The sequence below is a fragment of the Methylophaga sp. OBS1 genome (assembly GCF_026319365.1).
This window is the reverse complement of the sequence record NZ_JAPDMS010000004.1, coordinates 136,894-159,346: the sequence shown is the minus strand read 5'-3', so window position 1 is coordinate 159,346 and position 22,453 is coordinate 136,894. Positions and strand designations below refer to the sequence as shown.

Here is a 22,453-nt window from a genome sequence, read left to right as displayed (position 1 = left end):
TTGACTCAGTCCGGCTGATTGTTTAGACTAGCCCGCTTTTGCGGGATGCAGGCCGTCATGTCATTGAGTCCACCCTAGCGACCACTCTCCCGGGCATTCCCCTTGCCCTCAAGACCTGCATGTCAGGTTGTTTGTCGTCACGACAAGCCCTCAGTAATTAGCAAACAACAGGAATAATTTATGTTTCAGAATTGGAGAAATGACTGGTTCTCTAATGTGCGTGGTGATCTGCTTGCCGGTACTGTCGTCGCCCTGGCTTTGATTCCCGAAGCCATTGCCTTTTCGATTATTGCCGGCGTCGATCCCAAAGTCGGTCTTTACGCCTCTTTCTGTATCGCAGTCATTATCGCCTTCACAGGGGGGCGTCCCGGCATGATTTCGGCAGCCACCGGGGCAATGGCGCTGCTGATGGTGACCCTGGTTAAGGAGCACGGCCTGGAATATCTGTTGGCAGCGACCTTGCTGACCGGTGTGCTGCAGATAGGGGCGGGATATTTCAAACTGGGCGACTTGATGCGCTTTGTGTCGCGCTCGGTGGTGACCGGTTTTGTCAATGCGCTGGCAATCCTGATTTTTATGGCGCAGTTACCGGAACTCACCAATGTGACCTGGCATGTCTATGCGATGACCGCGGCCGGTCTTGGCATTATCTATCTGTTCCCACTACTGCCCCGCATCGGTAAAGTCATCCCGTCACCGCTGGTCACCATCGTCTTGCTGACACTGGTGGCGATGATCCTGCAAATGGATATCCGCACAGTCGGCGATATGGGCGATCTGCCGGATACGCTGCCGATTTTCCTGTGGCCGGATGTACCGCTTAATTTTGAAACTCTGGCCATTATCTTCCCTTACTCTGTTGGTCTGGCCGTAGTTGGTCTGCTGGAATCAATGATGACAGCCACCATTATTGATGATCTGACCGATACCGGCAGTGACAAGAACCGCGAGTGTAAAGGGCAGGGTATTGCTAATATCGGTGCCGGTCTGTTCGGCGGCATGGCGGGCTGTGCCATGATCGGCCAGTCGGTCATCAACGTGAAATCCGGCGGTCGTGGTCGCTTGTCGACCTTTGTTGCCGGTCTGTTTCTGATTGTGATGGTGGTCTTCCTGGATGACTGGATCAAACAGATCCCGATGGCGGCGCTGGTCGCGGTGATGATTATGGTATCTATAGGTACCTTCTCCTGGGACTCTCTGCGCGATATGAAGAAACATCCGCTTTCCACCAATGTGGTGATGGTATCGACCGTCGTTGTGGTGGTGGCGACTCATAACCTGGCCATTGGTGTCTTTGTCGGTGTGTTACTGGCTTCGCTGTTCTTTGCCAATAAAGTCGGCCATTTCCTGATCATCAAAAGCGAAGCCAATGAACAGGAAACCGAGCGCAGTTATCGCATTGTGGGTCAGGTCTTTTTCGCCTCATCAGATAAATTCACTTCGGCTTTTGATTTCAAAGAAGCGCTGGATAAAGTCACCATTGATCTGAGCCAGGCGCATTTCTGGGATATCACCTCGGTTACTGCGCTGGACAAGGTCGTCATTAAATTCCGACGGGAAGGCACCGAGGTTGAGTTGATTGGCATGAACGAAGCCAGTGCCACCATTGTTGACCGTTTCGGGGTGCATGATAAGCCGGAAGAAGTCGAAAAAATACTCGCCGGACATTAAGGAGAGAGAAATGAGCAAAGTCATAGCCTGTATTGATGGTTCACAAGTCGCGATGGATGTCTGTGATGCCGCCGCCTGGGCCAGTCTTAAAATGAAAGCACCGCTCGATCTGTTGCATGTGTTGGATAAGGATGAATATCCAAAAGCGGAAAATCGCAGTGACTTGTCGGGCAATATCGGTCTCGGCAGTCGTGAACACCTTCTGGAAGAACTGACTGAACTTGATGCCAAGCGCAGTAAACTGGCACTGGAGCACGGCAAGCATATGCTGGATGATGCCAGAAAACGGGTTGAAGCGGATGGTGCAGGAGTAGTTAGCACGCATCAGCGTCATGGCAGTCTGCTGGAGACGCTGCAGGAAGCCGAGCAGGATATGCGTCTGCTGGTGATGGGGCGTCAGGGCGAGGCCCATGATAATCAGGCCCATAGTCTGGGCAGTCACTTGGAAAATGTAGTGCGGGCGATGCATAAGCCGATCATGGTAGTAGTGCCCGGTTTCAAGGCCCCCAGCCGTTTCATGTTTGCTTATGATGGCAGTAAGACCGCACAAAAAGCATTGGATAAACTCGTTCAGAGCCCTTTATTGAAAGGTCTGGAATGTCATCTGGTGATGGTCGCAGAGCAGGATGATAAGCACCTGAAAGAGCTCAATACGGCAAGAGACAAGCTCAAAGCGGCTGGTTATCAGGTCAAAACAACACTGGAACAGGGTGATGTGCAGCCGGTGTTGTCTGCATACCAGCAACAGCATGCGATTGATCTACTGGTGATGGGGGCTTACGGTCACTCACGTATTCGTCAGTTTCTGGTGGGCAGTAACACGGCGAAGATGGTAAGGCTGAGTGATGTTTCTATGCTATTGCTGCGTTAAGCATAAAAGCAAAGACATTAAGCCATAGTGACTCTATAGAAACGCATTTAACAGGGTGAAGCCAGGCTTTGTCGATCGAGGTAAAAAATGGGCAGTTCCTCCCTGAACTGCCAACGGACTGGCTAAAGGGGTTAATGCCAGTTTAAATTGATGCCGGTGTACAGGAAACGACCAGCCTGAGGGAAGCCATAGCTGGTCTGGTAATCCTCATCTAACAGGTTTTCGATACCGACATAGACCTGACCACTGTCGCCAGCCAGGCGATAATTCAGTTTTGTTGCAACAAGCTGATAAGAGGCTAAATCTTTGTGTTCAGACTCATCATCGCGGTTGAAGTAAGCCTGGCTTCCGATATGGATTAAATTCGCAGCAATCGACCAGCGCTCATTAATCAGGTAATCAGCGTCCAGAGTGAACTTATTTTTAGGGCGGTATTGCAGCGTGCTGGAGAGCGCATCGCTTGATTCATCTTTGGCATTTAGCAGGCCGAGACCAGCACGGACAGTCAGTCTCTCGGTAGCTTGAATAGCAGCGGTGAGGTCAACGCCTTCTATCGTTAACTCCTGCCTGCTTTCAAACACGCGATCAGAATCTCTCTCAATGAAGTCAAATACTTTGGTTCTGTATAAAGCCAGATTCAAGTCAATCTTGTCCCAATGTTGATTTAAACCCAGTTCCAAATGGTTGGCTTTTTGGAAACCAAGCGTTTCATTACCACCCTCCTCATCATAAAGCTGACGAATCGTGGGGCTGTCCACCTTCCGTGAGAAAGAACCATAGACTGAGGTATCTGGATTAAAAGCCTTGCTCAATACAAAACGGGCGCTTTGTTCGCTCTCATCATTGCCATTTGCTTTGTCCAGTTTGTGGTGCGCGATGCCAGCTATAGCGGTCAATTCATAGGGGAATGGCTGAATAATTTCTACACCGTAAGATTCGATATCAATATCCTCGTCGATATCAATGCTGGCAAAGTCAGAGGCAGCATCACAGGTTGACGAACCGCCACCGCCGCCACCGCCGCCGCCACCGCCAGAGGCGTCACAGCGGATTCCTTCTGATTCGAAGGCTTCATTTCTTCTATCTACACTGAACCCAATTTCAGTGTTAGTTGATGCTATGAATCCATCAACCTGGGCATGAAAGCCATGAATATCCGTTTCATTGTCCAGGTTTCTACTGCCTCTCTGGATGAAGCTGTTGAAGTGAGCGTCATCAAAGCGAAGCTCATTTTCTTCGAGTTCATTATTAAAAAACCATAATTTGGCGCCCCAGCTATCATTGAATGCATAATCACCACCAATTTGTATGGTTGTGCCGCGCTGTTCTTCTGTTCTCTGATAGTTCGGGTTGTTTGCGAAAGGGTCTATACGGTTATTCCCGGGACCAGGAAGAAAGGCACTGGGGGGCTGTCCGTATTCGCCTTGTAGATGGCTGAGAAAAATACCCAGATTCAATTTTTCTGTCACCTGACGGTTATAGGACAGCAGATAGTTTTCGCGCCGGTAATCGCTGTTATTGCGCTCGTCCGTATCCTGAAAATTGTCATTGTCACGGCCGATAGGTGAGTCGAAATCATCGGATATGGGAAAGCCATCCCGGGAACGAATGCCTGCGGCCATAAACAGGTCATTGTTTTCATCGCCATAACCAGCAAACGCATTGCTGTGCCAGAAATGATCACTGCCCAGTTCCGCTTTGACACCGCTTCTAAACCCGTTGAATTGGCCGCGGGTCTGGATATCCATCACACCACCCATACCCCCATCACCATAAAGCACGGAGGAACCCCCAGCTTTAAGATCAATCCGGCCGATGCCGAAAGTGGGGATGAGGGTGGGATCAAACTGACCATCAAAGGTGGAGTTAAAAGGCACACCGTTGACAAGTAGCTTGATCTGCCGGGTCCTGAGACCGCGAATATCAATCCTCGGTGTCCCATCAGCGCCGTTTCTGACATTGAGAGAAGGCACGAGGCTGATTGCCTCATCCAGACTGCGCGCACTGATGCGTTCCATATCTGCTCTGTCGATACGATAATTGCTGGCGGTTTCCACGTTTTCCCTGACCACGATCTGACCCAGTGGATAGACATCCTCAGACGGCGTATCGGCCTGAATGGCTGCACTAACGGACAGGGCCAGCAAACTGACAGCGGAGGTTATCAAGGGTTTCGTTATATTTTCTGAACTATAACGATAGTCGCAAAGCAGTGCGCTTAAAGTATTTTTCATATCAGGCTCCGTGGATTTAGTTATCTGTTTTCAGTTTTTGCATGGAGCGCCAGGCAAGCAAACCGGCAAGACCGCCGATAAGGCCAAAGCAGAAATGCGTGACCAGAGGATAGAACAAGCCATGATTCAAAGAGTCACTGACAATGCCCATCCCGGACTGAAAGACCAGCTTAAACAGTGGTTTCAGCATGTGCGCGAGCGCTGTCACCAGAATCATCAGAAACACTGTCAGGCTGTGATGCCTAAGCAGTCGGTAGCCGCTGTCGATGAACAAACCCTGTGCCAATAAAATGATAGCCCCTACGCCAGCGGCATCGTTGAAGACCCGGCTGGCTGTTACCCCACCCATTGCAGCCAGACTGGCGGCGTATGTCTGTGGGGTGCTGAGGCGGACAAAGATCAGAATCGCCATCAACTCCAGGCCATGCCGTCCGGGAAGATTCATAGGCCATCTCAGGGCTTCATGGAACCAGACAGTGAGCACCCCGGCTGACAGAATGAGAAGAATCTGCAGCCAACGATGGCTGAATAAGTCAGAACTGTCTGAGATAGTCTTTTGCGGCGACTTGCCAGCCATATGCTTTCTCCCCATCCGGCTCGACAATCAATGTGGCTTTTCCGCCAAGCCAGATGGCTCTGGGCCAGGGGCCCATGGTAATGTCGAGATCGATATCAGTTAATACCTGTCCTTCAATACTTTGCACCAGATCGATCCCTGTCCGGTTGATTAGATGTCCCAGTTTGACTGTTTTTTCAGCCTGTTCGCGCATATTCGCCAACCAGAGCATGCGTCCGTCACTACCTGAAGCTTGCAGACCAACAGCGGCGAGCGCACCAATCACACCATCCTTGTCGCCAGTCAGGCCGTATAGGTTGATCTGATGTGTTTCTGCCAGTGCCCAGGCCTGATTCTGGCTGACTAACTGCTGTTTGCAGAGAAAGCCAAACCGATAAATGTCCAGCGGTATTGACCGTTCCCACGCGATACACAGGCCCGCATCGGAACCTTCGGCACTATTTTTTTCCAGGTATTCCAGACAGAAGTCAGTGATAGCTTCAAGCTGACTTGCGTCTGATTGAACCCGCACACAAGCTGCACTGTTGTGTGAAGTGAAAGGTACCAGCGGGCTTTTGAGTAACTGGTGACGGGTAATGACACGACAACTGCCCCAGCCGTTTTCTGTAATGGCTGCCCCCAGGCTACGGGCGTGATAGCCGGTGCCGCGGCTTTCCAGATTATCGGTATCATCAATGCCGATAAGCAGTTGTTGGTTGGATGTGGCGTCAGTCATCTTGCTATTGTCTTAAACGTTATATGCAAGCATATACAACGATGAGTAAGAAACCAACTATGCTAACGGAGTAGTTCGCAGAGCGCTTCAGCCTCCTGCTGCGTGGCAGTAGTAGCCAGTTGCTGGATATGGCGATAATGGCTGAGTACTTTTTTGCCAAACTCAGTCACGGTGGCGCCTCCACCATGGGAGCCACCCGTGGCAGTTGAGACCAGAGGGTGCTTGAAGCTGCTGTTCATGGTGTTAACCAGATCCCAGGCGCGCTTATAGGACATCGACATGCTTTTCGCTGCGGCCGAAATCGAGCCGAAATGGATGATAGCTTCAAGCAGATCAGCTTTGCCGGGGCCAAGCGCATAGACGCCTTGATAGGGAATCCGCAGTTTGATATCGATACCGCTGCTCATGATGGCTGAATCTATGGGAAATAAGATAAATTATAGCCCAGAAGGGGCCGGTTGAGTCTGTGCAATGCGGCAGGGGGCGTTAATTAATGGCGGAGAAGGAGGGATTCGAACCCTCGATAGGCTATTAACCTATACACACTTTCCAGGCGTGCGCCTTCAACCACTCGGCCACTTCTCCTAAGGGTGCGAAAGATTACCTTAGATCGCTTCTTCTGGCAATGCTGAAGCTGGCTTATCTTTATCTACCTGTTGCTTCTTTTCAGCTGCCGGGGCTTTTTTACTACGGCTACGACGGGGCTTTTTATTGGATTCTGTGTCGCTGGCGGGCGCATCTTGTCCCATGATGTCAGACGATTGCGGGGCCTTTTCCACGGCATCATCATCTGTTTGGTTATCAGCTTCAGCCGGTTTTTGCTGTTTTTTGCTGCGGCTATTCTTCTTGTCATCCTGGCGGACATAGAAGGCAAGGCCTCGCAGTACAATATCAGGGTAGTGGTTGATATCGTCGGGTAGCAGTGGCAGTAGTTGTTCAGCATCGCCACCGGTGATGATGAAACGGACCTGATCGTTAAAGCTTTGTTTGAGGTCATTGATGATGCGTTCAAGTGTCGCGCTGATACTGTATAGGGTGCCTGCGTGAATGGCGCTGAAGGTATTCGTTGCCAGGGTGTTGAACTCTTGCTCGCCCAGTTCCTCAGTCAGCGCATCAGTATTGGCAGCCAGAGAACTTCGCATCAGGCTTAGCCCGGGTAGAATCATGCCACCCTGATGTTGACCGGTTTTACTGACAATATCGATGGTCATTGCGGTGCCACAGTCAATCACGCACTGCGCCTGACGGGCATGTTGGCGGGCGGCAATCAGTGACAGCCAGCGATCGATACCCAGTTTTTCGGGCTCATCATAGGCATTAATGACGCCAAAGCGCTTTTTCTCACTGGTTACAAACTGCGGCGTCAGATCCCAGCTTTTCTGTACCCATTCACTGAGTTGCTGGGCCAGTTTGTCGCCGCCGACGTTAGCGACATACACCGCATCGATGTCAGAGAGGTGCTTCCAGGCTTTGTTGAGTGAGGCTTTGATGCCGGTTTTAGCCCGGAGAAAACTCTGGCTGTCGCTGAGGCCTGTTTTATCGAGTGTAGCCCATTTGACGCGGCTGTTGCCGATATCAACCAGTAATTTCATGAGGCAAACCTGATGCTGATGTGGCTGTTGGATAGGTGATGAATCTGGTTATTGCGAAGATAACGTAATTCACCCTGATCATTTATACCACAGGCCAGGGCCGAAATTCGCTGCTCACCGTCAATCAGGGTGATGGCCTGCTCATGCAGTGCATCATAGCGAGGCCAGAGCGGCAGGAAGTCGCTGAGACCTCGGTGTTCAAACAGTTCTATTGTTTCAATCATGTTCTGAATTATTTTTCCTGCCAGCCAGTTTCGACAAGGGACAGAGTCGCATAGCTGTTCCAGGCTGGTGGAGGGTTGTTGGATTAAGTCACGTGTGGATGAGGGAAGCTTAAAGTTAAGGCCAATACCCACTACCGTATATTGCTTGGTGTTAAACCTTGATTCTACTAGAATTCCTGCCAGTTTTTGTCGACGGTAAAGCACATCGTTGGGCCATTTGAGCTGTAACTGATTGATTCCAGCTTCCTTAAGCGTATTTATCAGGCTGATACCGATCGCAATACTGAGGCCGTTTCTGGGAGTATCTGCGCAATTAGGCCAGAACAGGGAGAGATAGAGGTTACCAGCGGCAGGAGATTGCCATTGATCGCCACGTCGCCCACGACCGGCAGTCTGAGTCTCGGCCAGACAGATGGCCGGGGTTTGTTTGCCTTCGCTGAACCGTGTCCACAAAGCATCGCTGGTGGAATTGATTTCAGGATAGATCAGAATATCCTCCAGCAACGACAGTGAGGAAGGTGACATAGCACGGCTGATCTCGGTCAGAGATAGAGGAGCAAAAGCGGATGAGTTCAAAGGAACAGTCTTGGTGTTAAAGCGTAGGTATAGTCTAGCAGGCGGGCAACAAGCTTGTGAATCGGGTTGGGTTAGCGTGAATTGATACTCAAACTTTAATATCGAGCAGGCTGCCAATCATTTCATTACTGGTCTCAACGACTTTGGCGGCAGCCTCTACCTGACGCTTATTAGCATCGAGCTGAACCAGAGCTTGGGTCAATTGTTCAGTCGACAGTTGATCCGCGCGAGCGATTTGATTAGCGTTCTGACTGGCACCGTAAATTCCGTTTTGTATGCCTGCAATACCGGATTGGAATGCTGAAATGCTGTTCATGACTGACCTCCTCTGATAGGTGAGATTTATATCACATTATTTATTATGTTTTTGTGACGCGTTTCTCATTTTAGCATCCAGTTTAATGTAGGTAATACTGCCACAAAAACAGAGCGTGCTGAAAATCAATGCCAGCAAAGGGTAAATTAAGAGACTGTCACCACTGTAGAGCTCACCCACAGCATGACTGAAATAAAACAGCATCAGAAAGCTGGTCCAGGCATGTGTATAAGGTTTGGCATAGAGCAAACCACGCATCGGAAACAATAAGGGCACGACGCCCAGCACCAGCATGGCGGCGGTGGGGAAGTTTTCCGAATGCGGGGCAATCAGAATCCAGGCGAGCAGGGTGGCCATCAGGCCAAAAAAGCTCAGTAGCGTGAGCCAGCGGAAAAAAAGGACTTTATTCATTTTAATTTCGTCGTTACCTGAGCGATGCGTTTACCCAGCGCTCGGCATAGCTGGGCCTCTTCATCACTGAGTTTGCGGTTGTTCTGACTACCAGCGACATGGCTGGGGCCATAAGGGGTACCGCCACTGTCAGTGAGCATCAGGCCGGGTTCACTGTAAGGCAGCCCCATCAGTAACATGCCGTGGTGCATCAGCGGTAACATCATTGACAGCAAAGTGGATTCCTGTCCGCCATGGAGACTGCCTGTGGAGGTAAATACGGCGGCAGGCTTGCCGGCAAGCTCGCCAGACAACCAGATATCGCTGGTGGTATCGATGAAATGTTTGAGCGGTGCGGCCATATTACCAAAACGGGTCGGGCTGCCCAGCACCAGTGCCTGGCAGTGCTTGAGATCATCATGACTGACGTATAGATGACCCTCTGCCGGGATACTGTCTTCAGTCGCCTCACAGACGGGCGATACTGGTGGCACGGTACGCAATACAGCATGGCAGTCTTTTACCGTTTCGACACCGCGTCCAATCTGCTCTGCCATGCGCTTAACATGACCGCTGCGACTGTAATAAAGAATCAGAATATCAGCCATTAAATGATGTCCAGCACAGACTCGGGTGGACGACCCAGGCGTGCTTTGTTGCCTTTAATGACAATCGGCCGTTCGATCAATTTGGGGTGTTCCACCATGGCTTCAATCAAGGCCTCTTCGCTCAGGCTGCGGTCTTTCAGGTTCAGCGCTTTATAGTCGTCTTCTCCCTTGCGAAGGAGGTCACGGGCTGAAATGCCCAGTTTCTGCAGAATCGCTTTTAGCTCAGTCGCAGTCGGCGGGGTGTCGATATATTTGATGACTTCAGGTTCAATGCCTTTTTCCTCCAGCAGGGCCAGCGTCTGTCTGGACTTGCTGCAGCGCGGGTTATGAAGAATCTGAATGTTGCTCATCGAGTTGGCTCCAGTAATTTTTCCAATGCAGATAAATGAATTTCGACGGGACGGACGGTGCTCCATTTCGAGCACCCCGGACATTGCCAGTGCATGGTGCGTCCGGAGAAGCCGCAGTTTTTACAGGTGTAGCGATCGCCCTTATGAATCAGCGCCGTTGTGACCTCTTTAATCAAGGGGATGAGTACTTGATGATTGTCTTCACCCAGCATAATTAACTGATGCAGACCTTCCACGGAAGGATGTTGATAGAGCTCACGATAAAGAAACTGTTGCGCCGCCTGATTGCCCTGTTGCTTGCGGATAAGTCGCGTCAGTAAGAGACGGGCTGAGGTCAGGTTAGGGTGTCGCTGCAGCAGGCTTTGCAGCCAATCGCGAAACAGATGCATATGACCAGTGTGTTCATAGCAGCGTTCCAGTAGCGGTAAAGCTTCTGACAGGAAAAAGTGGTTTTGCTGTTCAATTTGCTGCAGAACCCGGATGGCTTTGCGGTATTGACCCGCGTGAATCAGCATTTTTCCTTCCAGCAGGCTGGCTCGAACGCAATCGGGGTCAAAGTGATGCGCACTGCGTAACAGGTTGGTTGCTTGTTGCCTGTCAGTTTCAATCAACGGCTCTGCCAGTTCACAGTAGAACTGGGCGATCAGTGTGTGTGTGTTGGTTTTTTTGTCCGCGGGCAGTTTTTTTGCCATATCTATCGCTTGCTGCCACTTTTTTTCCTGTTGGTAAATCCTTAGCAACTGACGCGGTGCCTCAGAGGGGGTTGGCGATTGCTGTAACAGCTCAAGAAATAATTGTTCGGCCCGGTCCAACACCCCGGCGCTCATGTAGTCTAACCCCAGCTCGACCAGGGCCTGGGTTCGCTGGGTGCTGCTCAGTGTAGGTCGTGCAATCAGGTTCTGATGAATACGAATAGCACGCTCGGTTTCGCCACGGCGCCGGAACAGGTTAGCGAGTGCAAGATGGGTTTCCACCGTTTCACTGTTCACTTCCAGCAGACCGATGAAGACATCAATCGCTTTGTCAGGCTGTTCATTCAGCAGGTAGTTGAGGCCTTTGAAGTATTCAGGGCTGAAGGTGGAGTCCTGTGGCCGGTAACGTCGCTTGTAATGCCGACGTGCCATTAGCCAGCCGGAGAGGGCGGCCACGGGCAGCAGGAAAAATAGCCACTGAAGCATCATGCTCAATGACTGTCTTTAATCGGCAGAATGCGCAGGCTGTTGATTTCCTGCTCAGATACCGAGAGTTTGTGTTGCAGACGTCGGTTTTCGTAACGTAGTTTCAGTGTCGTCAATATTAGAACGACCATTCCGATGGTCACGCCCAGCAACATAGCGATGACCAAAACGGCGGACAGTGGCAAACTAAATTCACCAAAATAAAAGTTGACTGTTACCTCGGTCATGTTGAATGCGGCAAATGCGGCACTGACGATAAAAATCAGCGCGAACAAAAGCAGGAAAAATAATTTTCGCATACGGCGCAGTTCCTTAATATTGCTTAAATCAGAGCAAAGTCTATCCAGTCCTGATCATACCGCAAAATCGATCCTTGCCCAGAACAGGTACAAATCATGTAAAATGTCTGTTTAATTAAAGACAGGCTAGAGCCTGCGTAACTCGTGTTTTTGGAGAATTCAACATGACCTTTGTTGTCACAGAAAACTGTATTAAGTGTAAATATACTGACTGCGTTGATGTCTGCCCAGTAGATTGTTTTCACGAAGGTCCCAATTTTCTGGTTATTGATCCAGATGAGTGTATTGACTGCACCCTGTGTGAGCCGGAGTGTCCTGCAGAAGCGATTTTCTCGGAAGATGATTTGCCGGATGAGCAAATGGAGTTTCTGCAAATCAATGAAGAGCTCTCACGTGTCTGGCCAGTTCTGTCTGAGAAGAAAGATCCCCTGCCTGATGCTGAAGAGTGGGATGGAAAACCGGACAAAACGCCACTGCTGGAAAGATAATCCGATTTTCAGGATAACAACAAAAAAGCCCGCATTAAGCGGGCTTTTTTATGTTTAAAGTGTCGTTTCAGACCATCAGTTTCTGGAGCTTTTTGATGGCGTTGTTTTCGATTTGCCTGATGCGCTCGGCAGACACCTGATATTGTTCAGCCAGGGTATGTAAGGTCGCTTTATCATCTTCTTTCAACCAACGCTGGGCGATGATATCGCGGCTACGCTCATCCAGCGTCGAGAGGGCATTAGCCAGTTTCTGTTGCTGATAATCGCTGTAGTCATCCTGTTCCAGTTGCTGGGAAGGATCCGTATTGTCCGGTGCAGCCAGGTAGGCGACAGGAGAATAATGGTTGTCTTCATCATCCGTATCTGCCGGGAGATCAAATGAGGCATCTGGTTGAGCCAGTCTGCGCTCCATGTCCATGACATTGGCCGGTGTCACCCCCAGATCCTCGGCCACAGCTTCAACTTCTTCCTGGTTTAACCAGCCCAGACGTTGTTTGGCGCTGCGGAGGTTGAAGAACAGTTTTCGCTGTGCTTTGGTGGTGGCGATTTTCACGATGCGCCAGTTGCGAATCACATATTCATGGATTTCAGCACGAATCCAGTGTACCGCAAAGGAAACCAGTCGAACCCCTTTCTCCGGATTAAAGCGTTTGACCGCTTTCATCAGACCGATGTTACCTTCCTGAATCAGGTCAGCGACGGGCAAGCCATAGCCGCTGTAACCTTTGGCGATACGAACCACGAAGCGCAAGTGTGACAGCACCAGCCGTTGTGCGGCTTCAAGGTCACCGTCACGCTGGAGTTTGCTTGCAAGATCGTACTCTTCATCAGCGGTCAGTACGGGAATGGTGTGTACCAGGCTGGTATAGGCATCGAGATTACCGATTGGTGCCAGTGCCAGTTCGTATTGGGCCACATTGTTTGTCATCTGCGCAGTCTCCTGAGAGTCATCGCTCAATAATAGCATTAATTATTATATTGCCACTATGTGAACCTTGAAACAGGTAAAAGTTCCTGTTTTGAGGGTGTTTTAGGTGGGCTCAATGTCGTCAAGGTGCCTACCCACAGCAAGCCAGGCGCCGAGGACACCCAAAACCAGGCCAAACAGCGGCAGGGCGATAAACATCTGACCGCCCAACCAGTTCAGTGTGAACTGACTGTCATAGAGCGAAGCCAGCCGGTTCACCGGTCCACTGACAAACAGCAAGGTCAGCAGCAGGGTCAGCCAGGCAATCGCGCCGCCCAGCAGGCCGTACCAGAAGCCGGTATACAGGAATGGACGTCTGACAAAAGCATTGGTGCCACCGACCAGCTTAATCACACGGATTTCGGTCTGTCTGTTTAAGATAGCAAGTCGAATTGTGTTGCCGATAACCAGTAGCACGCTGAGTGAAAGCAAAATTGCCAGAATGCTGATGCCGCGTTCGCCGGCTTCATTGATACTGCGTAATCGCTGAAGCCATTCCATATCCAGTTTTGCCAGTTCGACTTCCTGCATGTTCTGCAGTCTGTCGAGCAGGCTCTGCAGCGCCACGTTTTCATGCTGGCCCGCCTCAGGCTGAATGATAATCACCGGGGGCAGGGGGTTGCTGGGCAGGGTATCAAGCAGACTGTCGAGACCGGATAAGTCACGGAATTCTGCCAGCGAATCTTTAGCCGACTGGTAATGTACAGCACCAATATCAGGCCAGGTCAGTAGTTGCTCGGCCAGTTGCTTGCCACGATGATCCGGCGTGCTGTGATGCAGAAATAGTGAAATCTGACTGGCTTCATCCCACTGGCTGCTGACCTGTTCTACATTTTTCAGCAGCACATACAATCCTGCAGGCAAAGCCAGAGCAATCCCGATCACAAGCACGGTCATGGTGGTGGCAGCGGGAGTGCGCCATAGTTGTCCCAGGCTGTAAAGCATCACCTGCAGATGACGCAGGAAGTAATTATGAATATTGAGTTTGAGCATCAGGCCAACCTTCCCTGGTGAAGCGTGATTTGCCGATGAGACAGGCTGTTGATGAGTTCCAGATCATGCGAAGCAATAAAAACGGTCACGCCAACCTGATTAAACTGTTCAAACAAGGTCATGATCTCGCGTGACAGGTCAGGATCCAGATTACCGGTAGGTTCATCTGCCAGCAGTACCGGGGGGCGGTTGACTACCGCGCGGGCAATGCCGACCCGTTGCTGTTCACCACCGGACAGGGCGATGGGCAGACTGCGCTCTTTCCCCAGCAGCCCCACTTTGTCGAGCGCGGCTCTGACTCTACGTCCAATCTCGCGGTGATTCTCACCGGCGATAATCAGAGGTAAAGCGACATTGTCGAAAACGGTACGATCATGCAGCAGGTTGTGGTCCTGAAATACCAAGCCAATCTTGCGGCGGTAGTAGGGGATTTTCCATTTCGGCAGCCGGGTGAGATTCTGATTGTTGACCCAGACCTGTCCGTGTGAACTGCGCTCGATCAATGCAATGAGTTTCAGCAGGGTGCTTTTACCTGCGCCGGAGTGGCCGGTCAGGAAAGCCATTTCGCCTTTTTCCAGCTCAAAACTGAGTCCGGACAGCGCTTCATGCTGGTTGGGATAACGTTTGTATACCTCACTGAAGCGGATCATTAATCGTCTTCCCGTCCTAACAGGGCATCAACAAAATCATTGGCATTGAAGGGGCGTAGATCATCAATTTTTTCGCCCACACCGATGTAACGGATAGGCAAGCCGGTCTTGTCTGCAATGGCAAAGATGATGCCGCCCTTGGCGGTGCCATCGAGTTTGGTGAGGGTAATACCGGTAACACCGACAGCCTCGTTGAATTGCTGCGCCTGTTGCAATGCATTCTGACCCGTGCCGGCATCAACGACCAGCATCACTTCATGCGGGGCGGTCTCATCGATTTTGCCCATCACCCGTTTCACTTTTTTCAGCTCTTCCATCAAGTTGGACTGTGTGTGCAGACGGCCAGCGGTATCGGCAATCAAAATGTCGATATCACGGGCTTTGGCTGCTTCCAGGGCGTCATAAATCACCGAGGCTGAATCGGCACCCGTAGGCTGGGCAATCACCGGGATTTTGTTGCGTTCCCCCCAGACCTGAAGTTGTTCTACCGCGGCGGCACGGAAGGTATCACCGGCGGCGAGCATCACTTTTTTCCCCTGTTGCTGAAATTGTTTGGCCAGTTTACCGATGGTCGTGGTTTTACCGACACCGTTAATGCCTACCATCAGAATGACATACGGACCTTGTTTGGCCGGAATCACCAGCGGCTTGGCGCTGGGCTCAAGAATCCTGACCATGTCGTCACGCATGGCGTCAAACAAAGCTTCAACATCGCCAAGCTGTTTACGGTTAACCCGCTGTGTCAGGTCATCAATGATGCGTGCGGTGGCATCCACACCGAGATCCGCGGTCAGTAGCTGGGTTTCCAGGTCCTCCAGCAGGTCATCATCAATGGTTTTTCGGCCCAGGACCAGACTGGCAAAGCCTTCGGTCAGTTTATTACTGGTTCGGCTCAAACCTTGTTTGAGGCGACCGAACAGGCCGGTTTTTGATGGGGCTTCTGCGGTTGCATCAGCCTCGCTTTCCGGTTGCGCTGCTGGCGTTATTTCAGCAGGCGCTTCAACCTGCTCTGGCGCCGCTTCCGGCTCGTTTGCTTTGTTTTTTTTTCTGAGGAAACTAAACATATTTTCTGCTTGTCGTTACACTTCGACGGTCAATCTTATCACGCAGCCATTAAAGAGATGCAGATGCTGAAACTAAAAAAATTAGCCTGGCTGGCCCTGTTACTGCCCGGCATTGTACAGGCACAGGTCAGCGAATTTGAGCTGGAAAACGGACTCAAGCTCATAGTCAAGGAAGATCACCGGGCACCGGTGGTTGTGTCCCAAGTCTGGTACAAAGTCGGCTCCAGCTATGAATACAACGGTATTACCGGTATTTCACACGTGCTGGAGCATATGATGTTCAAGGGCACAGAAAACCTGGAACCGAATGAATTTTCACAGATCATCGCCCGCAACGGGGGTGAACAGAATGCTTTCACCGGCCGTGATTACACCGCCTATTTCCAGAAACTGCATAAAGATCGCCTTGAGGTTAGCTTCAAGCATGAAGCCGATCGCATGCGCAATCTCGTGATTGAGCCGGCCGAGCTGCTCAAAGAGCGTGATGTGGTGGCTGAAGAACGTCGCATGCGAACTGAAGACAATCCTCAGTCCCTGCTACGTGAACATTTCAATGCTGCCGCTTTTATGAGTAGTCCTTACCACCACCCGATTATCGGCTGGATGAGCGATATTCAGAACTATGAAGCGGAGGACTTAAAGGCCTGGTATCAGATGTGGTACGCCCCTAATAACGCTACGGTGGTCGTGGCTGGCGATGTGGAGCCCAAAGCGGTACTGGATTTGGCGAAAAAATATTTTGGTCCTCTTGAACCTGAGACCGTCGCCGAACTCAAGCCACGTGTTGAAGTGCCTCAGAAAGGACTACGCGAAATCAAAGTCAAGGCGCCGGCTGAATTGCCTTATCTGATGATGGGGTGGAAAGTACCCACCGTGACTACCATCACGGAAGACAACAGCTGGGAGCCTTACGCACTGGAAGTGCTTGCAGGTGTTCTGGATGGTGGCAACAGCGCCCGTTTTGCCAGAGAGCTGGTACGAGAACAGCAGGTCGCCACCAGTGTCGGCGCTGGTAACAGCCTGTTTTCAAGATTAAAAGACTTGTTCCTGGTCGCAGGCACCCCGGCTAACGGCAAAAGTGTGGATGATCTGCAAGCTGCGGTACGTGAACAGATTGAGCGACTCAAACAAACCCCGGTAACTGCAGAAGAACTCGACCGGGTGAAAGCCCAGGTGGTGGCAGAAACAGTGTATGAAAAAGACAGTGTGTTTTATCAGGCGATGCAAATCGGCATGCTGGAAACAATCGGTCTTGACTGGATGGTCGGCGAGCAATACGTCGATAACATCAAAGCGGTGACCGCTGAGCAAGTGCAGGCGGTGGCCAGGAAATATTTCGTCGACGACAGCCTGACTATTGCTGAGCTGGTTCCATTACCACTGGATGGACGCCGTCCTGTTTCAAACGCTGGAGATGCGCATGTTCGCTAGAGCTTTTGTATTTGTATTCACTCTGTTATCAGCCGGCCTGAGCTGGGCCGGACCTGAAATCCAGCACTGGACTACCGACAACAATGCCCGGATCTATTTTGTCCCAGCACCAGAGCTGCCGATGGTGGACATCAGCGTGGTATTTGATGCCGGTGCGGCACGTGACGGCGATATGCCGGGCACAGCGAAAATGACTGCCGCCATGATCGACGAAGGTACGCAAACCATGACGGCCGATGATATCGCCAGTGCCTTCGCCAATGTCGGTGCCAAATTCGGTGCTAGTTCGGAGCGCGATATGGCCGTGTTCAGCCTGCGCACGCTGACAGAAGAACAGGCCTTTGAGCAGGCGCTGGATACCTACACCAGGGTACTATCAGCTCCCGCCTTTCCGCAGGACGCTTTTGGTCGTATTCAGCAAACCTTGCTGACCGGGCTGCAGGCAGAAAATCAGTCACCACAGGCGATTGCTACCCGGGCTTTTTATGAGAGTCTGTACGCTCAGCATCCTTACAGTGTGATGCCCGCCGGTAATGCCGACAGCGTGCAAAAGCTGAAGCCAGCCGATTTGAAAGCCTTCTATGATCGTTACTACGTCAGCAGTAATGCCGTGGTGGTGATAGTTGGTGCGGTCGACCGCAAACAGGCAGAGGAGATCGCCAAACGGCTGACTTCCGGTCTTGCCACCGGTCAGCCTGCGGAAAAGCTGCCTGAAGTGCCGGCATTGAATCAAGCGCAGCAAATCAACAAAAGCTTTCCTTCAACCCAGACCACTATCGTGATGGGACAGACCGGCATGAGTCGAGATGATCCGGATTATTTCCCGCTTTATGTCGGCAATCATATCCTGGGCGGCAGTGGACTGGTATCGCAGCTCAGCGATGAATTGCGGGAAAAACGCGGTTTAACCTACGGCGTGTATAGTTATTTCCGGCCAATGCAGCAGAAAGGACCCTATCAGTTTGCCTTGCAGACCCGTAACGAAAAGGCACAGGAAGCGCTGACCGTGCTGCAGGATACCCTTAAGAAGTTCATCACAAACGGCCCTACCGAAGCGGAGTTAACCGCTGCCAAACAGAATATCACCGGCGGCTTTGCACTGCGGGTGGACAGCAACAGCAAGATCGCAGACTACCTCGCTATGATAGGATTCTACGACTTGCCATTGGACTACCTGGATAACTTTAACGACAAAGTGAACGCAGTGACCTTGGCGGATATTAAACAGGCATTCGAGCGACGTGTGAATGCCGACACAATGCTGACGGTGCTGGTAGGTGGCGAAACAGAAACAAAGTAAAGCAGGTTCATTACGCATCATCGCCGGCAACTGGCGTGGCAGACAACTGACTTTCCCTGACGTTGAGGGCTTGCGGCCCACAGGAGACCGGGTGCGTGAAACCCTGTTTAACTGGCTGCAGCCGGTGCTGGGGTTCAGCCGTTGTCTTGATTGCTTCGCTGGTAGTGGTGCATTGGGCTTTGAAGCTGCCTCAAGAGGGGCAGCTGAAGTCGTGATGGTGGAAGCCGATCAGCAAGCATTTAATACGCTCAAAGAGAATAAAACTGCGCTTCAGGCTGAACAGTGCGATTTAATCCACGCCAAAGTCGAGGCTTATTTGGACCGCATCGACAAGAAGTTTGATGTGGTGTTTCTGGACCCGCCTTACCAACATGATCTGTGGTCTGAGGTTGCAGCGATGCTGACAGAAAAAGAATTGCTGAATGCCGGGGCTCGTATTTATCTTGAGTATCCACGACGTCAGCCGCAACCAGCCTTGCCTGAATCCTGGCATTGTTTGCGAGAAAAGCGGGCAGGTGATGTAAAATATGCCTTGTTTGAATTTCAAGCCGGAACCGCCGACGGATGACCATCGCAATTTACCCGGGCACTTTTGACCCGATCACCTACGGCCATATTGATTTAGTGAATCGCGCGGCATCGCTGTTTGACAAGGTGATTGTGGCGATTGCAATAAATCCCGGTAAACAACCGATGTTCAGTCTCGATGAACGGGTGGCACTGGCCCGCGAAACCTTGCAGGATTTGAATAATGTTGAAGTGCGTGGTTTTGAGGGTCTGCTGGTCAACGAAGCTATCAGCATGGGTGCCAATGTCATTATCCGTGGGCTGCGTGCGGTGTCGGATTTTGAATATGAATTGCAGTTGGCAACCATGAACCGGCGTATGCAGTCGAAGGTGGAAACCCTGTTTCTGACCCCGGCAGAAAATCTGAGCTTCGTGTCTTCATCGCTGGTGAAAGAAATTGCCATTCTCGGCGGTGATGTGTCGGAGTTCGTTGCCCCTTGCGTGCAGGCTGCATTGAAAGCCAAATTGCCTGAGCCCAAATAACAGCGATAAGATCGCTCAAATATCGAATTGTGGAGTAAGAAATGTCCCTGTTTATCACCGATGAATGCATCAACTGCGATGTATGCGAGCCAGAGTGCCCCAATGGCGCTATCTCGCAAGGTGCTGAAATTTATGAAATCGATCCGGAGCTGTGCACCGAGTGCGTAGGTCACTTTGATACGCCGCAATGTGTCGAAGTCTGTCCGGTCGACTGTATTCCCAAAGACCCCGACAACGTCGAATCGCATGACCAGCTTTATGCCAAATATGAAACCTTAATGGCCGCCGGTAAATGAGTGTTCGGCGCTATGATGCGCAGCCGGCATAGTCGTATTAATAAAAGCAGCCTGCGGGCTGCTTTTTTGTTGCTATTGAGCACAACTATATTTTGAGCCTTTGCCGCGCTGAGGTATCCTAAGCGATTTCAAATTTCCCCTATCCGAAGAGAGTCCATGCAACAAGAATATCGCCCTGATGAAGTGGAAGCCGCTGCCCAGCAATTCTGGCAGGAGAACAACAGCTTCCAGGTCACCGAAGATCCTGACAGGGAAAAATTTTATTGCCTGTCGATGTTCCCGTATCCAAGCGGTCAGCTGCATATGGGGCATGTGCGCAACTACACCATCGGTGATGTGATTTCTCGTTATCAACGCATGCAGGGCAAAAACGTGCTGCAACCGATGGGCTGGGATGCCTTTGGTTTGCCGGCTGAAAACGCGGCGATCAAAAACAAGGTCGCACCGGCGGCCTGGACCTATCAGAATATTGATTATATGCGTGGACAACTGCAGCGCCTCGGACTGGGTTATGACTGGCAGCGCGAACTGGCCACCTGCAAACCTGACTATTACCGCTGGGAGCAGTGGCTGTTTACCCGTTTGTACAAAAAAGGCCTGGTCTATAAAAAGACGGCTTCGGTCAATTGGGATCCGGTTGATAACACCGTGCTGGCCAATGAGCAGGTGATAGATGGCCGCGGTTGGCGCAGTGGTGCGCTGGTTGAAAAGCGTGATATTCCACAGTGGTTTATGAAAATTACTGATTATGCGGATCAACTGCTGGCCGATCTGGATCAGCTTGATGGCTGGCCGGAACAGGTCCGCACCATGCAGGCCAACTGGATTGGGCGTTCCCAGGGTGTACAGATTCAGTTCAACATTGCGGAGCAGAATGACAGTCTCGCTGTTTATACGACCCGCCCGGATACCTTGATGGGTGTGAGTTATGTCGCGGTGGCGGCAGAACATCCGCTGGCACTGAAAGCAGCAGAAAATAATCCGGAGCTGCAAAGCTTTATTGAAGAGTGCCGCCGCATGCAGACCTCGGAAGCAGCACTGGAAACCGCCGAGAAGAAGGGCGTAGCGACCGGTCTGATGGCGATTCATCCAGTGACCGGCGAACAGGTCCCGGTGTGGGCTGCCAACTTTGTGCTGATGGGCTATGGCACCGGTGCGGTTATGTCAGTACCGGCCCATGACCAGCGCGATTTCGAGTTTGCACAGAAATACAGTCTGCCAGTGAAGCAGGTCATTGAAGCCGTTGATGCAACAGAGATTGATCTCAGCAAAGCCGCTTTCACTGAAAAGGGCCGTTTGCTGAACTCCCGGCAGTTTGATGGCCTGACCAGTGAACAGGCTTTTGATGCGATTGCTGACTTCCTGGTGGAAAAAGGGCTGGGTGAACGTCAGACCAATTACCGGCTGCGTGACTGGGGCGTTTCACGTCAGCGCTACTGGGGCACGCCGATTCCAATTATCAACTGCCCGACCTGTGGTTCTGTGCCGGTGCCGGAAGCGGATTTGCCAGTCACCTTGCCGGAAGATGTCGTGGTGGATGGCTCGGGCTCACCGATTAAATCGATGCCCGAGTTCTATCACACCCGGTGTCCGGAATGTGGCGGCGAAGCAGAGCGCGAAACCGATACCTTCGATACTTTTTTCGAGTCATCCTGGTATTACGCCCGTTTCACCTGTCCGGATAACGAGCTGGCGATGCTGGACGAGCGTGCTGATTACTGGCTGCCGGTCGATCAATACATCGGCGGTATTGAGCACGCTGTTTTGCATCTGCTCTATGCGCGTTTTTTCCATAAACTGATGCGTGATGAAGGGCTGGTCTCCGGCGATGAGCCGTTCAAAAACCTGCTGACCCAGGGCATGGTGCTGAAAGACGGTGCCAAAATGTCCAAGTCCAAGGGCAATACGGTTGACCCGCAGGCTTTGATTGACGAATACGGTGCTGACACCGCGCGTCTGTTTATGATGTTCGCGGCGCCGCCGGAAATGTCACTGGAATGGTCGGATAAAGCCGTTGAGGGTGCTAATCGTTTTCTCAAGCGTCTGTGGCGTGCGGTTAGTGAGCATGTGGCTCAGGGGCAGACCGCTGAGATTGATACTGATAATCTTTCGGATGATCTGCAGAATCTGCGCCGTCAGGCACATCAAACCCTGACTAAGGTCACCGACGATATCGGTCGTCGTCATACCTTCAACACCGCGATTGCCGCGGTCATGGAACTGATGAATGCCATTGCCAAGCTGAATGACAACAGCGAACAGGGCCGTGCGGTGCTGCAGGAGAGTCTGGAACTGGTGGTACTGATGCTGTCTCCGATTACGCCGCATATCAGTCACGCGCTGTGGCAGATGCTGGGCCACCAGGGAGCCATAGTTGATGCCAGCTGGCCTGCAGTTGATGAAGCCGCGCTGAAGCAGGATAAAATTGAGCTGATGGTCCAGGTTAACGGTAAACTCAGAGCCAGAATCGCCGTACCGGCAGAAGCCGATCAGAAAGCGGTTGAAGAAATCGCCTTTGCCGAGGAGAACGTGCAGCGGTTTACCGAGGGTAAGGAAGTCCGTAAAGTCATTCTGGTCCCCGGCCGCTTGTTGAATATTGTGGTGGCAGGCTAA

The 22,453-nt window shown here is 51.5% G+C and carries 25 protein-coding genes and 1 tRNA gene; 9 read left to right on the top strand and 17 right to left on the bottom strand.

The window, feature by feature from the left end:
• The first annotated feature begins 180 nt into the window (after window positions 1-180).
• Both OMQ46_RS12160 and OMQ46_RS12155 read left to right on the top strand, forming a co-directional pair.
• Window positions 181-1,671 (top strand): SulP family inorganic anion transporter, encoded by a 1,491-nt coding sequence (locus OMQ46_RS12160; protein WP_266237268.1) that lies wholly within the window; start codon window positions 181-183, stop codon window positions 1,669-1,671.
• A gap of 10 nt (window positions 1,672-1,681) precedes the next feature.
• Entirely contained in the window at window positions 1,682-2,542 is an 861-nt protein-coding gene (locus OMQ46_RS12155) for a universal stress protein (RefSeq protein ID WP_266237267.1), read from the top strand.
• A gap of 131 nt (window positions 2,543-2,673) precedes the next feature.
• Here the strand turns inward: OMQ46_RS12155 and OMQ46_RS12150 are convergent, their stop codons facing one another.
• The 13 genes from OMQ46_RS12150 to OMQ46_RS12090 form a co-directional block, all read right to left on the bottom strand.
• Window positions 2,674-4,776 (bottom strand): TonB-dependent receptor, encoded by a 2,103-nt coding sequence (locus OMQ46_RS12150; protein ID WP_266237266.1) that lies wholly within the window; start codon window positions 4,774-4,776, stop codon window positions 2,674-2,676.
• Window positions 4,777-4,792: 16 nt separating this feature from the next.
• Window positions 4,793-5,353: a hypothetical protein gene (locus tag OMQ46_RS12145; protein ID WP_266237264.1), complete on the bottom strand. Its 561-nt coding sequence runs from the start codon at window positions 5,351-5,353 to the stop codon at window positions 4,793-4,795.
• Window positions 5,310-6,068 carry a hypothetical protein gene (locus tag OMQ46_RS12140; protein WP_266237262.1) on the bottom strand — a complete coding sequence of 253 codons (759 nt, stop codon included), beginning with the start codon at window positions 6,066-6,068 and terminating at the stop codon, window positions 5,310-5,312. Before OMQ46_RS12140 ends, OMQ46_RS12145 begins: the two co-directional genes overlap by 44 nt.
• 62 nt (window positions 6,069-6,130) lie before the next feature.
• The gene (locus OMQ46_RS12135) at window positions 6,131-6,475 is read right to left on the bottom strand and encodes a winged helix-turn-helix domain-containing protein (RefSeq protein ID WP_266237261.1); all 345 of its coding nucleotides are present in this window, start codon (window positions 6,473-6,475) and stop codon (window positions 6,131-6,133) included.
• Window positions 6,476-6,562: 87 nt separating this feature from the next.
• A tRNA-Ser gene (locus OMQ46_RS12130) sits at window positions 6,563-6,653 on the bottom strand.
• Window positions 6,654-6,673: 20 nt separating this feature from the next.
• Complete coding sequence (locus tag OMQ46_RS12125; protein WP_266237260.1) at window positions 6,674-7,660, bottom strand: type III pantothenate kinase; 987 nt, start codon at window positions 7,658-7,660, stop codon at window positions 6,674-6,676.
• Window positions 7,657-8,409 (bottom strand): biotin--[acetyl-CoA-carboxylase] ligase, encoded by a 753-nt coding sequence (locus OMQ46_RS12120; RefSeq protein ID WP_266237259.1) that lies wholly within the window; start codon window positions 8,407-8,409, stop codon window positions 7,657-7,659. The genes OMQ46_RS12125 and OMQ46_RS12120 overlap by 4 nt, the downstream gene beginning before the upstream one ends.
• A gap of 139 nt (window positions 8,410-8,548) precedes the next feature.
• Window positions 8,549-8,776 carry a hypothetical protein gene (locus OMQ46_RS12115; protein ID WP_266237257.1) on the bottom strand — a complete coding sequence of 76 codons (228 nt, stop codon included), beginning with the start codon at window positions 8,774-8,776 and terminating at the stop codon, window positions 8,549-8,551.
• A 36-nt stretch (window positions 8,777-8,812) separates the two neighbouring features.
• Window positions 8,813-9,187, bottom strand: a complete 375-nt coding sequence (locus tag OMQ46_RS12110; protein ID WP_266237255.1) for a DUF2069 domain-containing protein — start codon at window positions 9,185-9,187, stop codon at window positions 8,813-8,815.
• Window positions 9,184-9,774, bottom strand: a complete 591-nt coding sequence (gene wrbA / locus OMQ46_RS12105; RefSeq protein WP_266237252.1) for an NAD(P)H:quinone oxidoreductase — start codon at window positions 9,772-9,774, stop codon at window positions 9,184-9,186. The genes OMQ46_RS12110 and wrbA overlap by 4 nt, the downstream gene beginning before the upstream one ends.
• Window positions 9,774-10,124 carry an arsenate reductase (glutaredoxin) gene (gene arsC / locus OMQ46_RS12100; RefSeq protein WP_266237250.1) on the bottom strand — a complete coding sequence of 117 codons (351 nt, stop codon included), beginning with the start codon at window positions 10,122-10,124 and terminating at the stop codon, window positions 9,774-9,776. The genes wrbA and arsC overlap by 1 nt, the downstream gene beginning before the upstream one ends.
• The gene (lapB, locus tag OMQ46_RS12095) at window positions 10,121-11,305 is read right to left on the bottom strand and encodes a lipopolysaccharide assembly protein LapB (protein WP_266237248.1); all 1,185 of its coding nucleotides are present in this window, start codon (window positions 11,303-11,305) and stop codon (window positions 10,121-10,123) included. Before lapB ends, arsC begins: the two co-directional genes overlap by 4 nt.
• A 2-nt stretch (window positions 11,306-11,307) precedes the next feature.
• Complete coding sequence (locus OMQ46_RS12090; protein WP_266237246.1) at window positions 11,308-11,601, bottom strand: LapA family protein; 294 nt, start codon at window positions 11,599-11,601, stop codon at window positions 11,308-11,310.
• Window positions 11,602-11,765: 164 nt separating this feature from the next.
• Here OMQ46_RS12090 and fdxA point away from each other — a divergent pair, with 164 nt between their 5' ends.
• Window positions 11,766-12,089, top strand: a complete 324-nt coding sequence (fdxA, locus tag OMQ46_RS12085; protein WP_266237245.1) for a ferredoxin FdxA — start codon at window positions 11,766-11,768, stop codon at window positions 12,087-12,089.
• 67 nt (window positions 12,090-12,156) lie between these two features.
• On the opposite strand, the gene rpoH is transcribed toward fdxA, so the two are convergent.
• The 4 genes from rpoH to ftsY all read right to left on the bottom strand — a co-directional run bounded on the left by rpoH (window position 12,157) and on the right by ftsY (window position 15,763).
• The gene (rpoH, locus tag OMQ46_RS12080; RefSeq protein WP_266237244.1) at window positions 12,157-13,017 is read right to left on the bottom strand and encodes an RNA polymerase sigma factor RpoH; all 861 of its coding nucleotides are present in this window, start codon (window positions 13,015-13,017) and stop codon (window positions 12,157-12,159) included.
• A 102-nt stretch (window positions 13,018-13,119) separates the two neighbouring features.
• Window positions 13,120-14,049 (bottom strand): permease-like cell division protein FtsX, encoded by a 930-nt coding sequence (gene ftsX / locus OMQ46_RS12075; protein WP_266237243.1) that lies wholly within the window; start codon window positions 14,047-14,049, stop codon window positions 13,120-13,122.
• A complete protein-coding gene (gene ftsE, locus OMQ46_RS12070; RefSeq protein ID WP_266237242.1) occupies window positions 14,049-14,699 on the bottom strand; it encodes a cell division ATP-binding protein FtsE in 651 nt (216 codons plus the stop codon). Before ftsE ends, ftsX begins: the two co-directional genes overlap by 1 nt.
• Window positions 14,699-15,763: a signal recognition particle-docking protein FtsY gene (gene ftsY / locus OMQ46_RS12065; protein WP_266237241.1), complete on the bottom strand. Its 1,065-nt coding sequence runs from the start codon at window positions 15,761-15,763 to the stop codon at window positions 14,699-14,701. Before ftsY ends, ftsE begins: the two co-directional genes overlap by 1 nt.
• Window positions 15,764-15,826: 63 nt before the next feature.
• Between ftsY and OMQ46_RS12060 the strand changes: the two genes are divergently transcribed.
• The 6 genes from OMQ46_RS12060 (at window position 15,827) to leuS (ending at window position 22,453) form a co-directional block, all read left to right on the top strand.
• Window positions 15,827-17,194: a M16 family metallopeptidase gene (locus tag OMQ46_RS12060; protein ID WP_266237240.1), complete on the top strand. Its 1,368-nt coding sequence runs from the start codon at window positions 15,827-15,829 to the stop codon at window positions 17,192-17,194.
• Complete coding sequence (locus OMQ46_RS12055) at window positions 17,184-18,494, top strand: M16 family metallopeptidase (RefSeq protein ID WP_266237239.1); 1,311 nt, start codon at window positions 17,184-17,186, stop codon at window positions 18,492-18,494. Before OMQ46_RS12060 ends, OMQ46_RS12055 begins: the two co-directional genes overlap by 11 nt.
• Window positions 18,472-19,062 (top strand): 16S rRNA (guanine(966)-N(2))-methyltransferase RsmD, encoded by a 591-nt coding sequence (gene rsmD, locus OMQ46_RS12050; RefSeq protein WP_266237238.1) that lies wholly within the window; start codon window positions 18,472-18,474, stop codon window positions 19,060-19,062. Before OMQ46_RS12055 ends, rsmD begins: the two co-directional genes overlap by 23 nt.
• Window positions 19,059-19,544, top strand: coding sequence for a pantetheine-phosphate adenylyltransferase (gene coaD, locus OMQ46_RS12045; RefSeq protein ID WP_266237236.1), 486 nt, complete (start codon window positions 19,059-19,061; stop codon window positions 19,542-19,544). The genes rsmD and coaD overlap by 4 nt, the downstream gene beginning before the upstream one ends.
• A 41-nt stretch (window positions 19,545-19,585) precedes the next feature.
• Window positions 19,586-19,840, top strand: a complete 255-nt coding sequence (locus tag OMQ46_RS12040) for a YfhL family 4Fe-4S dicluster ferredoxin (RefSeq protein ID WP_266237235.1) — start codon at window positions 19,586-19,588, stop codon at window positions 19,838-19,840.
• 156 nt (window positions 19,841-19,996) lie between these two features.
• Window positions 19,997-22,453, top strand: coding sequence for a leucine--tRNA ligase (gene leuS / locus OMQ46_RS12035; RefSeq protein ID WP_266237233.1), 2,457 nt, complete (start codon window positions 19,997-19,999; stop codon window positions 22,451-22,453).

What these genes read in the sequence shown, in the direction of transcription:
- ftsY (WP_266237241.1), bottom strand. Translation starts at nt 15,763, where the DNA reads ATGTTTAGTTTCCTCAGAAAAAAAAACAAAGCAAACGAGCCGGAAGCG.
- OMQ46_RS12060 (WP_266237240.1), top strand. Translation starts at nt 15,827, where the DNA reads ATGCTGAAACTAAAAAAATTAGCCTGGCTGGCCCTGTTACTGCCCGGC.
- OMQ46_RS12155 (WP_266237267.1), top strand. Translation starts at nt 1,682, where the DNA reads ATGAGCAAAGTCATAGCCTGTATTGATGGTTCACAAGTCGCGATGGAT.
- lapB (WP_266237248.1), bottom strand. Translation starts at nt 11,305, where the DNA reads ATGATGCTTCAGTGGCTATTTTTCCTGCTGCCCGTGGCCGCCCTCTCC.
- OMQ46_RS12115 (WP_266237257.1), bottom strand. Translation starts at nt 8,776, where the DNA reads ATGAACAGCATTTCAGCATTCCAATCCGGTATTGCAGGCATACAAAAC.
- leuS (WP_266237233.1), top strand. Translation starts at nt 19,997, where the DNA reads ATGCAACAAGAATATCGCCCTGATGAAGTGGAAGCCGCTGCCCAGCAA.
- rpoH (WP_266237244.1), bottom strand. Translation starts at nt 13,017, where the DNA reads ATGACAAACAATGTGGCCCAATACGAACTGGCACTGGCACCAATCGGT.
- OMQ46_RS12140 (WP_266237262.1), bottom strand. Translation starts at nt 6,068, where the DNA reads ATGACTGACGCCACATCCAACCAACAACTGCTTATCGGCATTGATGAT.
- OMQ46_RS12090 (WP_266237246.1), bottom strand. Translation starts at nt 11,601, where the DNA reads ATGCGAAAATTATTTTTCCTGCTTTTGTTCGCGCTGATTTTTATCGTC.
- wrbA (WP_266237252.1), bottom strand. Translation starts at nt 9,774, where the DNA reads ATGGCTGATATTCTGATTCTTTATTACAGTCGCAGCGGTCATGTTAAG.
- OMQ46_RS12135 (WP_266237261.1), bottom strand. Translation starts at nt 6,475, where the DNA reads ATGAGCAGCGGTATCGATATCAAACTGCGGATTCCCTATCAAGGCGTC.
- OMQ46_RS12160 (WP_266237268.1), top strand. Translation starts at nt 181, where the DNA reads ATGTTTCAGAATTGGAGAAATGACTGGTTCTCTAATGTGCGTGGTGAT.
- coaD (WP_266237236.1), top strand. Translation starts at nt 19,059, where the DNA reads ATGACCATCGCAATTTACCCGGGCACTTTTGACCCGATCACCTACGGC.
- OMQ46_RS12150 (WP_266237266.1), bottom strand. Translation starts at nt 4,776, where the DNA reads ATGAAAAATACTTTAAGCGCACTGCTTTGCGACTATCGTTATAGTTCA.
- OMQ46_RS12125 (WP_266237260.1), bottom strand. Translation starts at nt 7,660, where the DNA reads ATGAAATTACTGGTTGATATCGGCAACAGCCGCGTCAAATGGGCTACA.
- arsC (WP_266237250.1), bottom strand. Translation starts at nt 10,124, where the DNA reads ATGAGCAACATTCAGATTCTTCATAACCCGCGCTGCAGCAAGTCCAGA.
- OMQ46_RS12110 (WP_266237255.1), bottom strand. Translation starts at nt 9,187, where the DNA reads ATGAATAAAGTCCTTTTTTTCCGCTGGCTCACGCTACTGAGCTTTTTT.
- OMQ46_RS12120 (WP_266237259.1), bottom strand. Translation starts at nt 8,409, where the DNA reads ATGTCACCTTCCTCACTGTCGTTGCTGGAGGATATTCTGATCTATCCT.
- ftsX (WP_266237243.1), bottom strand. Translation starts at nt 14,049, where the DNA reads ATGCTCAAACTCAATATTCATAATTACTTCCTGCGTCATCTGCAGGTG.
- fdxA (WP_266237245.1), top strand. Translation starts at nt 11,766, where the DNA reads ATGACCTTTGTTGTCACAGAAAACTGTATTAAGTGTAAATATACTGAC.
- ftsE (WP_266237242.1), bottom strand. Translation starts at nt 14,699, where the DNA reads ATGATCCGCTTCAGTGAGGTATACAAACGTTATCCCAACCAGCATGAA.
- OMQ46_RS12055 (WP_266237239.1), top strand. Translation starts at nt 17,184, where the DNA reads ATGTTCGCTAGAGCTTTTGTATTTGTATTCACTCTGTTATCAGCCGGC.
- OMQ46_RS12040 (WP_266237235.1), top strand. Translation starts at nt 19,586, where the DNA reads ATGTCCCTGTTTATCACCGATGAATGCATCAACTGCGATGTATGCGAG.
- OMQ46_RS12145 (WP_266237264.1), bottom strand. Translation starts at nt 5,353, where the DNA reads ATGGCTGGCAAGTCGCCGCAAAAGACTATCTCAGACAGTTCTGACTTA.